The following is a 12,695-nucleotide window of genomic DNA, read 5'->3' on the forward strand; positions in this document are numbered from 1 at the left end:
AAAAGCGAGCCAATTGGCTCGCTTTTTTTTTAGAATTTATTGTTTAACCCGTACACTATCTGGAACTAAAACAGTGTAGTCTCCATTATTGCGTATTACTTCTCTAACAATGCTAGAACTAATAAATGATGTTCTTGCAGCAGTTAAAAGAAAAACGGTTTCTATTTTAGAGAGTTTTCTATTAGTATGTGCAATAGCTTTTTCAAACTCAAAATCTGCTGGATTTCTTAAACCACGTAAAATAAATTTTGCCTCCATTTCTTTGCAAAAATCTATGGTTAATCCTTTATAAGTAACAACTTTTACTTTAGGTTCGTTTTTAAAAGCTTCTTCTAAAAAACGCTTCCTGTCTTCTAATGAAAACATGTATTTTTTTTCAGAATTTACTCCAATGGCAACAATAACCTCGTCAAAAAGTTTTACACCACGCTTAATAATATCATAATGTCCAAGAGTTATAGGGTCAAAAGATCCTGGAAAAAGTGCACGTTTCATGATTGTTGTTTTAATAGTTTTATTCTAAGTAATTATAATATAATTAAATTGTTTAGTTTTTGCAATGTATTTAACTTTAAACACAATCTAAAGTTAGATATCTTTATTAAATTATTTTAAAGCTTCGTCGATAGCGCTTTCAAATAATTCTGCCATAGAAATGCCAGCTTCTGCGGCTTGTTGTGGTAAAATACTTTCGTTAGTTAAACCAGGAACAGTATTTATTTCTAATAAATGTGGTTCATCATCTTTAAAAATAAACTCGCTTCTAGAGAAGCCTTTCATTTTTAAAACATCGTAAACCTTTTTGGCAAGAGTATTTACTTTATCTTCTTGTGTTTTAGTTAACCTTGCAGGAGTAATTTCTTGAGATTTGCCAAGGTATTTAGCTTCATAATCGAAAAAATCGTTTTCACTTACAATTTCGGTAATAGGTAAAACTTTAGTTTCTCCTTTGTAGGTAATAACACCAACAGAAACCTCTACGCCATCAAGAAAAGATTCTATAATAATCTCATCATCCTCTTTAAAAGCATGGTCTATAGCGGTTTTTAAATCTTCTTTTTTATGTACTTTAGAAATTCCAAAACTACTACCAGCTTTATTAGCTTTTACAAAGCATGGTAAACCTACCTTTGTAATAATATCTTCTTCATTTATACTATCTCCTAGGTTTAGATAATAACTTTCTGCTGCTAAAATACCATATGGTTTTAATACGCTCAAGCAATCACGTTTGTTAAAAGTTAGAGCAGCTTGATAAGCATTGCAGCTTGTTTGTGGTATGCCAATTAACTCAAAATAAGATTGCATAAATCCGTCTTCTCCAGGAGAGCCATGAATGGCATTAAAAACACAATCGAAATTAATTTTTGTTTCGTTAACCAAAACAGAAAAATCGTTTTTATCAATTGTAAATTCAGTATCATAATCATCTACATAAACCCATTTGTTTTCAAAAATATGTATTCTGTAAACATTATATTTTTCTTTACTTAAAGTATTATAAACTACATTTCCACTTTTTAAAGAAATTTGGTATTCGCTAGAATAGCCTCCCATTATTATGGCAATATTTTTTTTCATTGTTAGTTTCCGTAAATACGGTAATCTTAAAACAGTTAAACTTCGTATAATAATATTAAAGCTTAATAATAAGCTCGCAATTTATTAGTTTAGCTAAAATATCATTTATTTTATAGCAAACGAAAACCTTTTTGTTTTTATATATTTGCCACAGTATTTTTAACTTAAATCAACCAATGAGTATAATTAAATTTCTTACTAGTAAAACGTTTTTTAAACAACTAGGTTTAGCTATAGTTGCAGTATTAGTTTTATGTTTTATCATTTTTAAATGGTTGAATCTTACTACCAACCATGGTAATTTTGAAACAGTTCCAAACCTAACAGGAAAATCTATAGATGTTGCAAAAATTGAATTAGATGAAAATAACTTGGTTATGGAAATACAAGATTCAGCAAATTTTAATCCAGATTACCCAAAATATTCTGTAATAGAACAAGATCCTCCAGCAGGAGAAAACGTAAAAGAAAATAGAAAAATTTACATTACACTTAATCCTTCTGGTTATCGTAAAATTCCTGTGCCAGATATTATAAACCGTACATTTCGTCAAGCAAGACCAACTTTAGAATCTTTAGAATTTGAAATTGGTAAAAAAACGTACATAGATAATATTGGAAAAGATGAGGTTTTAAGCTTACGCTATAACGGAAAAGTATTAAAACCAGGAACCTTGTTGCCTAAGCACTCTAAAATAGATGTTGTTTTAGGAAACGGAAATCGTGCAAACTAATATAATGGCAGATTACACACCGCAATTACCCGAAAAAAACGAAGAAGGAGAAACGCTTTACGAGCATCATGCATTTACAGCAGATAAAGGTCAAGGGCCTTTACGCATCGATAAGTGGCTAATGAATAAAGTAGAAAATGCTACAAGAAATAAAATTCAAGCAGCTGCTAAAGATGGTAATATTTATGTAAACGATGTTGTTGTAAAATCTAATTATAAAGTAAAGCCTTTAGACGAAATTCGTGTACTGTTTTCTCATCCACCATTCGAGAATTTATTGGTTGGAGAAAATATGCCTTTAGACATTGTTTACGAAGACGATACACTTTTGGTAGTTAATAAACCAGCAGGTATTGTAGTGCATCCAGGACATGGAAACTATTCTGGAACATTAATAAATGGTTTAATTTATCATTTCGATAATTTACCAAAAAATTCTAGCGATAGACCAGGTTTAGTACATAGAATAGATAAAGATACTAGTGGTTTATTAGTGGTTGCAAAAACCGAACATGCCATGGCACATTTATCTAAACAGTTTAAAGATAAAACCAGTGAGCGCGAATATGTGGCTATTGTTTGGGGAAATATAACTGATGATGAAGGTACCATTGAAGGCAACATTGGTAGGCATCCTAAAAACCGATTACAAAACACTGTGTTTTTTGATGATGAAGCAGATAAAGGAAAACCTGCCGTAACACATTACAAAGTATTAGAGCGTTTAACCTATGTAACCTTAGTAAGTTGCAAGCTTGAAACAGGAAGAACACACCAAATTCGTGTACATATGAAACATATTGGGCACACGCTTTTTAACGATGAGCGTTATGGCGGTGAGCGTATTTTAAAAGGTACAACCTTTACCAAATACAAGCAATTTGTAGAAAACTGTTTTAAAATTTTACCAAGACAAGCACTGCATGCAAAAACTTTAGGTTTCGAGCATCCTAAAACAGGAGAATTTATGCGTTTTGAAACGCCTGTTCCAAAGGATATGCAAGATTGTATAGAGAAGTGGAGAGGTTATAGTACGCACTTAGAATCTTAGTTGGGCGTTACCTAAAGGTCGGGCTTTCCGCTATATCTTTTTTTTACGTGTCTCAAAAAAAGGATGCCGCATCAATCCCTAACGCAATTAACCTATAATCAATATTTATAATTGTATAGAACAATTCATTTTTATTGAGTTAATTTTTATAAGGTAAATTGTAAATTCGTAATAGAAAAAAGAATTTATGAAATTAGTATTATCACCAGCAAAATCTTTAGATTTTGAAAGCAAATTACCAACAGAGAATTATACAGAAGCTCAATTTTTAAATCAGTCTGAGAAAATTAGCAAAGTACTTAAAAAGAAATCTGCTAAAGGAATTTCAGAATTAATGCATGTTAGTGATGCTTTAGGGCAGCTTAATTACGAGCGTAATCAAGAGTGGCAATTGCCATTTACTACAGAGAATGCAAGGCAAGCAGCTTACGCATTTAGTGGTGATGTTTATAAAGGATTAGATGCTTATACTATTTCAAAAGATAAAATAGACATTTTACAAGATAAAGTAAGAATACTTTCAGGTTTGTATGGTATTTTAAAACCTTTAGATTTAATTCAGCCATATAGATTAGAAATGGGAACTAAATTGCCTATTGGTACCAAAAAGAATCTTTATGAATTTTGGAAAAAAGACGTTGTAAAAGCACTTAATGAAGAATTACAAGACGATGAGGTTTTTGTAAATTTAGCAAGTAAAGAATACTTTAAAGCAATAGATGTTAAGGCGTTAAAAGTACCAGTTGTAACTGTAGACTTTAAAGAGTTTAAAAACGGAAAATATAAAATTGTAGCCTTTTATGCTAAATTAGCAAGAGGCTTAATGGCTAGATATATTGTAGATACTAACGCAAAAACAATAGACGATTTAAAAGGATTTAAAACCGAAGGTTATGGATTAAGCGATGAGTTGTCTAGTAAAAACCACTTGGTATTTACAAGATAATTATGGCTTAATTTTTTTATTAATTTCAATTTTAGTTTCAGGGCGCACTCGCTTTTTAATTTTTGGTCGTCTAACACCAAAAGTTCCTCTGCTAATTTTGCCGCGTTTTGTTTTTTTATCTCCTCTTCCCATAGTTCTATATAATATTGAATTGATTAAAGATAGCAAATATTTTAGGAGTTACTTTAGTATATTTATCACTTTAAATTAATTTTAACTAATGTATTATTACTTAATTTTTGCTTTACAAGCTTTTTGTATTTATCATGTTATAAAATATAGAAATCAATATTACTGGATTTTTTTAATCCTTTTTATCCCTGTAATTGGTTGTTTAATATATTTAGTAACTCAAGTTTATAATAAGCGCGATGCTAATATTATTAAAGAGAATTTAACTTCGGTTTTAATACCAACAAAAAAGGTTAAAGATTTAGAGAAAAGACTTCATTTTTCAGAGACATTTCAAAATAGATTAGATCTAGCAGACGCTTTTTTTGAAATGAAAGATTATAAAAATGCCATAACGCATTACGAAGTGGCTTTACAAGATAAAAGCCAGAACAATTATTTTATATTAGAAAAATTAATAGCTGCATATTATAATTTAAAAGATTATAATAATACCATTTCTTACGGCGCAAAGCTTAAAAGTCATCCGGAATTTAAACAATCGAAGTCAGAATTTATTTATGGTTTGGCATTACATAAAACAGGACAAACCAATGCTGCCGAAAAGCATTTACAATCTATAGATCAGCGTTATTCTAATTACACCGAGAGATTAGTATTAGCAAAATTTTATATAGAGAATAATAAACTAGAAGCAGCAAAAGATATTTTAAATGAAATATCTACAGAGTCTAAGCACATGACTAAGCCTAACAAAAATAAATACAGGTCAACTATTAATGAGGTAGAAAAGCTTATAAAAAGTTTGAATTAAATGTTTAAGCACAAGCATCCATACAAACCATTTATTAAACACGACACTAAAAAACTTATTGTTGGAACATTACCACCTCCAAGATTTACTACTGGAAATTTACTAGAAAAAGATGTTGATTTTTGTTATGGTAGTTATTATAATAGTTTATGGTTATTTATAGATAAAATACACAATCTCAATTTACGTTACGATAATTCTCAAGAAGCTATACAACAAAGAAAAAATTTTTTAATTAATAATAAAATAGGTGTTTGCGACATTGTAGAAAGTTGCGAGCGTGAAAAAATTGATGCTTCAGATTTAGGAATGAAAAATATTAAACTTAGAGATATTATTGGGTATCTAAAAAAATATCCAAATATAGAAACGCTACTTTTTATTGGAGGACGTTCTAAAAATGGTCCAGAGTACTTTTTTAGAAAGCATATAAAAGCATATAATTTAAAGCTACAATTAATATCTAACGATACTCCTAAAATTCATGAATTTGTTATCAATAATGAAAACAAAGATTCAAAAAAAGCATTAAAAAATAGAGTTGTTAAAACAGTTTCTTTAACATCTTCTTCTGGCGCTGCTAATATTTCAATAGGTAGTAATCCTTTATACAAGCAACTTAAAGCTAGCAATCCTAAGTTTAATACTTTCGATTTTAGAGTGCTTCAATACCGTGAGTATTTATAATAATTTAAGATTTTTCTAACTGCCTGCTTATTTTCTTAATAGCAGATTCTATAGATTTTTCGGGTTCTATAATATTGTATTCTCCCCAAAACTCAGAATCAGCAAAACCAGAAGCCTCATCTGCTAAAATGCTGTATCTTTTTAACCTATTTTTTGGTTTGCCTACATCTTCTGTAATATTTCTATTCCAATCTGTAATAGCCATTTCACTTTGTAAAGTATAACGACTATTAAACCATTTGTTTTCCCACTTCACTTTAAATGAAAGTTCTATATTACTATAACCATAATACCATTTTCCATCTTTTACTCTATAATTTACACGAAACGATGCATTTGTAGGATATACAGTTGCTTTATTAGGTTTTTTTCTAACAAAAAGTTGGCTTGATAGTTCTCTGTTGCTTACGTTTAAATTATATATAGCACTTGTTAGTGCATAATTTTCTGCATCTATATATAATTTACCATAATACATTGGTCTGTATATATTTTCTTTTTGTTTAAAATTAACCACAAAAACCAGTTTATTATTTATTTGTGTAGATTTATTAAAACTAAAGTTATAATCATTAATATCTGTATCGTTAAAAACAAACTCTGGATACTTTATTAAATCTGTGCTTAATGCACTATAAGGACCACCTTGTAGTTTAAGCGCTAGAGTATCTAATCTGGAGTAATCTGTGTTTTTTCTGGCTTTTACAAGTTCAATAACGTCTTTTCTACCAGATGTGTAAGGTTGTTTGTAAATTTTTAAAACAGCTTCAGAAAGCGAAGCATTTCTATTTCCTTTTTTTATAGTTTCTCTATAAAAGCTAGTCATTACAGTTTCATTATTTAAGTAATTTTCTGCTTTAAGACTTAATGTTTTTTTTACCAAACTTAAGGCGTCTTTTGGTGCGTTAACATCTACTTGAGCAAGCACTGTAGCAGCAATAACTAGTTCAATTTTAGTATTATATTCTTTAAATTTAGAAAGCGGTATTTGTAGTTTTTTATAACCTAAATAAGATACCAAAACAGATTTGTCCATATATTCTGTAGGTACTTTTAGTAAAAACTCTCCCTCACTATTTGTAATCGTACTAATGTTTGTGCCAATAACAATTAAATCGGCTAGAGCTAAAGCATTATTAGTATCTGTATCAACCACTTTTCCTTTAAACTCAACTATGTTTTGTGCAAAACCAAAAGAAAAGATTAATAAAAAAAAAGAAATTAAAATATAAAGTTTATTTGCTGTAAAATATTTGTTATTCATCATGCTGTAGCGTAATTATATACCATTTAAAGTTAAGGAAACCAAAGGAGATTATCTTCATTTTTTATGTTAATTTTAAGACTATACTTCGTCTAAAGAGTCTTATATTTACACCGAATTACCTTTTTTTATGCCAGTACAAAATATTTCGTTTAAAGACACAGGATATTTTTCTAAACTTATTTGTGATTATTTAGCTGAAGCTGAAACGCTAAAGCCTTTTTATAATCGTTTTCCAAAACTTGAAAATTTTCAGGCTCAAATTAAAGAAAAAAGCACTGCTTTTAAGCAAGAAACTAGAGACGTTTTAGTAAATGTTTTAAAAGAACAATATAAAAGTGTTGAAACATCTAAAACTACTTTTAGTAATATTAATAATCTGCAAAGTAGTAATACGTTTACTGTAACAACAGGACATCAATTAAATTTATTTACAGGACCGTTATATTTTTTACATAAAATTGTATCTACAATAAATTTAGCTAAACAATTAAAAACAGAATTTCCAGACCATAATTTTGTACCAATATATTGGATGGCATCCGAGGATCATGATTTTGATGAAATAAATTATTTCAATTTCAAAGGGAAAAAAATACAATGGAACCTTGAAGCTTCAGGCGCAGTTGGAGAATTAAAAACCGAAGGCTTAGAAGATGTGTTTAATATTTTTTCTAAAGAATTAGGTATTGGTAAAAATGCCGAAACTCTAAGGGCTCTATTTAAAAAAGGTTATTTAGAGCATAATACGTTAGCAAAAGCTACATTTTACATAGCAAACGAGTTATTTAAAGACTATGGATTAGTAATTGTAGAAGCTAATAATACAGCGCTAAAACGATTATTTGTTCCGCATATGCAAAAAGAATTGTTGGAGCAAATTTCAGAACAAAATGTATTAGAAACTAATGCTAAAATTGAAGCATTAGATTTTGGAATACAAGTAAACCCAAGAGCAATAAATTTATTTTATATTGGAGAAGGTATTAGGGAGCGTATTGTTTTAGAAAACAATGTTTATAAAGTATTAAATACAAACATAAGCTGGAGTAAGAGTGAGTTGTTAAAACATCTCGATGAGGTACCAGAGCGTTTTAGTCCTAATGTAATATTAAGACCATTATATCAAGAAGTTATTTTACCAAATCTATGCTATATTGGTGGAGGAGGAGAACTAGCGTATTGGTTTCAATTAAAATCTAATTTTAAAGCACATCATGTAGTTTTTCCTATGTTGTTGCTACGTAATTCTGTTTTAATAAAAACAAAACAACAAGCTCAAAAGCTCGAAAAATTAAATATATCAAACAAAGATATTTTCTTAAAACGAGAATCTTTTATAAACAAAAAGGTAAGAGAAATTTCTAATATAGATATCGATTTTTCGCCACAAATAAATCATCTTAAAAATCAATTTAAAGATTTATATAATTTAGCTAAACAAACCGATGAGTCTTTTGTTGGAGCAGTATCTTCACAAGAAAAAAAGCAAATAAATGGTTTGCAGAATTTAGAAAAACGTTTATTAACAGCACAAAAGAGAAAACTAAAAGATCATGTTATGCGAATAACAGATTTGCAAAATGAGCTGTTTCCAAATAAAAGTTTACAAGAGCGTAATACTAATTTTAGCGAATTGTATTTAGAGTTTGGAGAAGATTTAATACCAGAATTAATAAAAAATTTAAAACCTTTAGACGGCGAGTTTACTGTGTTAACAATTTAATTTAAAATTCACAAGTCTACATTCGTAAATTAAAAATCTATTACTATTTTTGCGCATGCAACACGATAAAGTACTTATTTTAGATTTCGGATCGCAATACACACAACTTATTGCGCGCAGAGTTAGAGAGCTTAACATCTATTCCGAAATAGTCCCTTTCAATAAAATTCCAGAAAATATTGATGATTACAAGGCGGTTATCCTTTCAGGAAGTCCAATGTCTGTAAGATCAAAAGATGCTTTTCATCCAGATTTAAAAAGTATCCGTGGAAAAAAACCAATGCTCGCTGTTTGTTACGGAGCGCAATATTTGGCTCATTTTTCAGGAGGTGAAGTGGCAGAATCTAATACTAGAGAATATGGTCGAGCAAATTTAAGTTTTGTGGAAGATGATGCATTTTTAAAAGGCATTTCATCAGGAAGCCAAGTTTGGATGAGCCATAGTGATACTATAAAAAGTTTACCAGAAAACGGAAAGCTTTTAGCAAGTACACACGATGTTAAAAATGCAGCATATAAAATAGAAGGTGAAACCACATACGCAATACAATTTCATCCAGAAGTATACCACTCAACAGATGGAAAACAATTACTATCAAATTTTCTTATAGATATTTCTAATGTTAATCCAGATTGGACACCAAATGCATTTGTGGGAGAAACAGTAGAAGCACTTAAAAATAAAATAGGAAACGATAAAGTAGTTCTTGGTTTATCTGGAGGTGTAGATTCTTCTGTAGCTGCAATGTTATTGCATAAAGCTATTGGTGAAAACCTGTACTGTATATTTGTAAATAACGGCTTATTACGTAAAAACGAATTTACCGATGTCTTAGAGCAGTACAAAGGTATGGGCTTAAATGTAAAAGGTGTAGATGCTTCGGCACGCTTTTTGGATGCACTTGCAGGAAAGAGTGATCCAGAAGAAAAACGTAAAGCAATAGGTCGTGTATTTATAGAAGTATTTGATGATGAAGCACACGAAATAGAAAACGTTACTTACTTAGCACAAGGCACAATTTATCCAGACGTAATAGAAAGTGTAAGTGCAACAGGAGGACCAAGTGCAACAATTAAAAGTCATCATAACGTTGGTGGATTGCCAGACTTTATGAAACTTAAAATTGTAGAACCACTTAAACTCTTGTTTAAAGACGAAGTACGTAGAGTAGGAGCATCAATGGGAATGGACAAACAACTGTTAGGGCGTCATCCTTTTCCAGGACCAGGTTTAGCCATAAGAATCTTGGGAGATATTACTCCAGAAAAAGTGCGTATTTTACAAGAAGTAGATGCCGTTTTTATAAACGGATTAAAAGATGCTGGCTTATACGATAAAGTTTGGCAAGCAGGAGCAATTTTATTGCCAGTTAATAGTGTTGGTGTTATGGGAGATGAGCGTACATACGAAAAATGTGTAGCACTTAGAGCAGTAGAAAGCACAGATGGAATGACTGCAGATTGGGTAAATTTACCATACGAGTTTCTGCAAAAAACCAGTAACGATATAATAAATAAAGTAAAAGGTGTTAATAGAGTAGTTTACGATATTAGTAGTAAACCACCAGCAACAATAGAGTGGGAGTAACACACTCTTTTATTATTAATAACATTATAATATATATAAATTAGTAATAATTTTTGGGCGTTACCACAAGGGTCACGTTTTCCGTTATATCTTTTTTACAAAGTAATCCCAAACTAGTTTTGGGATTACTTTGCAAAAAAGGATGCCACTGCAACCGCTAACGCAACTTTTAACGTATAATAAACATATGAAAAAAATAATATATATACTTAGCCTATTATTATTCTTTACTTGTGCCTCTGTAAATGCACAAAAGTATAATACACATAGAGTTAAATCTGGAGAAACATTAGAGACAATAGCTAAAGATTATAAAGTATCTACTACAGACATTTTAAAACTAAATCCAGATGCTAAAGAAAAATTGAGGCCTAATGCTATTTTAATTATCCCAAACGAAAGTAGTGAAGCAGTTACCTCTGTAGCACCAGTACAAACAGCCCAAGATACCATTGTAGAAAAAACTTTCGACCATTACATTAAGCATAAAACAAAACGAAAAGAAACCTTGTTTAGCATCTCAAAAGAGTACAATGTAGAGATTGAAGATATTAAAAAGCATAATACATTTTTATATGCCAATAATCTTAGAAAAGGAGACAAACTTCAAATTCCTGTTTTTAAAACGGTAACTAAATATATAAAATCAAAAAATGCTACATATGTTGTACAACCTAAGGAAGGAAAATGGAGAATAGCATATAAATATGGTATAACAGTACAAGAACTAGAAGCATTAAATCCAAACATGCCTAGCATGTTAAAGCCTGGTCAAACAATAAATGTTCCAAATTTAGAGAGCAATAAAGTAAAAACTTTCGATGAGCAATACAGTTATTACAAAGTATTACCAAAAGAAGGCTTTTATAGATTAAAAGTAAAATTAGGTTTAGAACAAGCCGATTTAGAACGTTTAAATCCTGAACTTACCACAACAGGATTAAAAGAAGGTATGATTTTAAAAGTACCTTTAGATACTATTGCAAATAATACAACTATAGATAACTCACAATCTAATGGCATTGATAATGTTTCAGAAATTGTACAATTATCTAATAATGTAACAGACAGTAGTACTAAAAATATAGCTGTAATGTTACCTTTTACGCTAAATAAAATTAATACAGATTCTGTTTTCGATTCAAAATCAAAAATTAAAAATGATAGAACATTAGGTGTTACTTTAGATTTTTACTCTGGTGTATTAATAGCTTTAGACTCTGTTAAAAGATTAGGTGTAAATTTAAAAGTAGATGTTTACGATACGCAAAATAGATTAAGCGAAGTAAGTTCTATTATAAGAAATAACGATTTCTCTAACACGCATGCAGTTATAGGACCCTTATTACCAAATAATTTTAATACAGCTGCAAGTGCTTTAGAACAAGATAATATTCCAATAATTTCGCCAGTTGTTAAAACTGTAAATATTGGTCGTAATGTTTTTCAGTCTAGACCAAATGATGCCGATTTAAAATCTAAAATTATAGATTATTTTAAAGCAGATTCTACTGCTCAAATTATAATAGTTTCAGATTTAAAAAGAAAAGCCTCAAGTACAAACCTTAAAAATAAATTTGCTAATGCAAAACTAGTAAATTCTCGTTTAGACAAGAAAACACAAAAGGATGAATATTTTGTAGTAGAGCAAGATTTAGTAAGCGTAATAAAGCCTGGTAATAACGTTGTGTTTTTAGAAACCGATAATGCTGGTTTTGTGTCTAATGTATCAAGCTTACTTAATGGATTACAAGTAGAAGGCACAAAAATTACTTTAGCAACTACCAACGAAAATAAAGCTTTTGAGCATGATGAGGTAGATAACTATCATTTATCTAATTTAAATTTTACTTATCCTTCAATTTCAAAAATGTTAAACTCAGAAACTAATAATTCATTTGTAAAAGAGTATAAAGAAAAATATAATATTTCTCCAAATGCTTATGCCATTCGTGGTTTCGATTTAACAATGGATGTGGTATTACGTTTGGCAACCTCTCAGGATTTATACCAATCTGTAGAAGACGCTCCAATGACCTCTTATATAGAGAATAAATTTGCTTACAAAAAGAAATTGTTTGGTGGCTATTACAATGAGAGCGTGTATTTAGTACAATACAAAGACTTAGTAATTGAAGAAGTTAAGCAATAAATAGCAGAATTTATTCGTTT

12 protein-coding genes are annotated in these 12,695 nt (G+C 29.8%); 8 read left to right on the top strand and 4 right to left on the bottom strand.

Annotation, left to right across the window (positions count from 1 at the left end; genetic code table 11):
- Positions 1-36: 36 nt before the first annotated feature.
- Both coaD and BWR22_RS06055 read right to left on the bottom strand, forming a co-directional pair.
- Positions 37-495: a pantetheine-phosphate adenylyltransferase gene (coaD, locus tag BWR22_RS06050; protein WP_076732600.1), complete on the bottom strand. Its 459-nt coding sequence runs from the start codon at positions 493-495 to the stop codon at positions 37-39.
- Between the two features lie 111 nt (positions 496-606).
- Positions 607-1,581 carry a D-alanine--D-alanine ligase gene (locus BWR22_RS06055; protein WP_076732603.1) on the bottom strand — a complete coding sequence of 325 codons (975 nt, stop codon included), beginning with the start codon at positions 1,579-1,581 and terminating at the stop codon, positions 607-609.
- Positions 1,582-1,757: 176 nt separating this feature from the next.
- Here BWR22_RS06055 and BWR22_RS06060 point away from each other — a divergent pair, with 176 nt between their 5' ends.
- From BWR22_RS06060 to yaaA, 3 genes are all read left to right on the top strand, one after another.
- Positions 1,758-2,315, top strand: a complete 558-nt coding sequence (locus BWR22_RS06060; RefSeq protein ID WP_076732605.1) for a PASTA domain-containing protein — start codon at positions 1,758-1,760, stop codon at positions 2,313-2,315.
- A gap of 4 nt (positions 2,316-2,319) precedes the next feature.
- Positions 2,320-3,366 carry an RluA family pseudouridine synthase gene (locus BWR22_RS06065; protein ID WP_076732608.1) on the top strand — a complete coding sequence of 349 codons (1,047 nt, stop codon included), beginning with the start codon at positions 2,320-2,322 and terminating at the stop codon, positions 3,364-3,366.
- Positions 3,367-3,553: 187 nt separating this feature from the next.
- A complete protein-coding gene (yaaA, locus tag BWR22_RS06070; protein ID WP_076732611.1) occupies positions 3,554-4,312 on the top strand; it encodes a peroxide stress protein YaaA in 759 nt (252 codons plus the stop codon).
- Here the strand turns inward: yaaA and BWR22_RS06075 are convergent, their stop codons facing one another.
- The gene (locus tag BWR22_RS06075; protein WP_076732614.1) at positions 4,313-4,444 is read right to left on the bottom strand and encodes a 30S ribosomal protein THX; all 132 of its coding nucleotides are present in this window, start codon (positions 4,442-4,444) and stop codon (positions 4,313-4,315) included. It abuts the gene before it with no gap.
- Between the two features lie 88 nt (positions 4,445-4,532).
- Here BWR22_RS06075 and BWR22_RS06080 point away from each other — a divergent pair, with 88 nt between their 5' ends.
- Positions 4,533-5,258, top strand: coding sequence for a tetratricopeptide repeat protein (locus BWR22_RS06080; RefSeq protein ID WP_076732617.1), 726 nt, complete (start codon positions 4,533-4,535; stop codon positions 5,256-5,258).
- On the top strand, positions 5,259-5,945 hold the full coding sequence (locus BWR22_RS06085) for a uracil-DNA glycosylase family protein (RefSeq protein ID WP_076732619.1): 687 nt from the start codon (positions 5,259-5,261) through the stop codon (positions 5,943-5,945). It abuts the gene before it with no gap.
- Between the two features lie 4 nt (positions 5,946-5,949).
- Here BWR22_RS06085 and BWR22_RS06090 read toward each other — a convergent pair whose 3' ends face one another.
- Positions 5,950-7,212, bottom strand: a complete 1,263-nt coding sequence (locus BWR22_RS06090) for a carboxypeptidase-like regulatory domain-containing protein (protein WP_083678221.1) — start codon at positions 7,210-7,212, stop codon at positions 5,950-5,952.
- 127 nt (positions 7,213-7,339) lie between these two features.
- Here BWR22_RS06090 and bshC point away from each other — a divergent pair, with 127 nt between their 5' ends.
- The 3 genes from bshC to BWR22_RS06105 all read left to right on the top strand — a co-directional run bounded on the left by bshC (position 7,340) and on the right by BWR22_RS06105 (position 12,675).
- Entirely contained in the window at positions 7,340-8,935 is a 1,596-nt protein-coding gene (gene bshC / locus BWR22_RS06095; protein ID WP_076732624.1) for a bacillithiol biosynthesis cysteine-adding enzyme BshC, read from the top strand.
- Positions 8,936-8,990: 55 nt separating this feature from the next.
- On the top strand, positions 8,991-10,523 hold the full coding sequence (gene guaA, locus BWR22_RS06100; protein ID WP_076732627.1) for a glutamine-hydrolyzing GMP synthase: 1,533 nt from the start codon (positions 8,991-8,993) through the stop codon (positions 10,521-10,523).
- Positions 10,524-10,710: 187 nt separating this feature from the next.
- Positions 10,711-12,675, top strand: coding sequence for a PBP1 and LysM peptidoglycan-binding domain-containing protein (locus tag BWR22_RS06105; protein ID WP_076734382.1), 1,965 nt, complete (start codon positions 10,711-10,713; stop codon positions 12,673-12,675).
- The last annotated feature ends 20 nt before the right edge of the window (positions 12,676-12,695 follow it).

The sequence above is a fragment of the Lacinutrix venerupis genome (genome assembly GCF_001971745.1).
In the GTDB taxonomy this organism is placed as follows: Bacteria; Bacteroidota; Bacteroidia; order Flavobacteriales; family Flavobacteriaceae; genus Lacinutrix; species Lacinutrix venerupis.

What these genes read in the sequence shown, in the direction of transcription:
- BWR22_RS06075 (WP_076732614.1), bottom strand. Translation starts at nt 4,444, where the DNA reads ATGGGAAGAGGAGATAAAAAAACAAAACGCGGCAAAATTAGCAGAGGA.
- BWR22_RS06105 (WP_076734382.1), top strand. Translation starts at nt 10,711, where the DNA reads ATGAAAAAAATAATATATATACTTAGCCTATTATTATTCTTTACTTGT.
- BWR22_RS06080 (WP_076732617.1), top strand. Translation starts at nt 4,533, where the DNA reads ATGTATTATTACTTAATTTTTGCTTTACAAGCTTTTTGTATTTATCAT.
- BWR22_RS06060 (WP_076732605.1), top strand. Translation starts at nt 1,758, where the DNA reads ATGAGTATAATTAAATTTCTTACTAGTAAAACGTTTTTTAAACAACTA.
- BWR22_RS06090 (WP_083678221.1), bottom strand. Translation starts at nt 7,212, where the DNA reads ATGATGAATAACAAATATTTTACAGCAAATAAACTTTATATTTTAATT.
- guaA (WP_076732627.1), top strand. Translation starts at nt 8,991, where the DNA reads ATGCAACACGATAAAGTACTTATTTTAGATTTCGGATCGCAATACACA.
- BWR22_RS06085 (WP_076732619.1), top strand. Translation starts at nt 5,259, where the DNA reads ATGTTTAAGCACAAGCATCCATACAAACCATTTATTAAACACGACACT.
- bshC (WP_076732624.1), top strand. Translation starts at nt 7,340, where the DNA reads ATGCCAGTACAAAATATTTCGTTTAAAGACACAGGATATTTTTCTAAA.
- BWR22_RS06065 (WP_076732608.1), top strand. Translation starts at nt 2,320, where the DNA reads ATGGCAGATTACACACCGCAATTACCCGAAAAAAACGAAGAAGGAGAA.
- BWR22_RS06055 (WP_076732603.1), bottom strand. Translation starts at nt 1,581, where the DNA reads ATGAAAAAAAATATTGCCATAATAATGGGAGGCTATTCTAGCGAATAC.
- coaD (WP_076732600.1), bottom strand. Translation starts at nt 495, where the DNA reads ATGAAACGTGCACTTTTTCCAGGATCTTTTGACCCTATAACTCTTGGA.
- yaaA (WP_076732611.1), top strand. Translation starts at nt 3,554, where the DNA reads ATGAAATTAGTATTATCACCAGCAAAATCTTTAGATTTTGAAAGCAAA.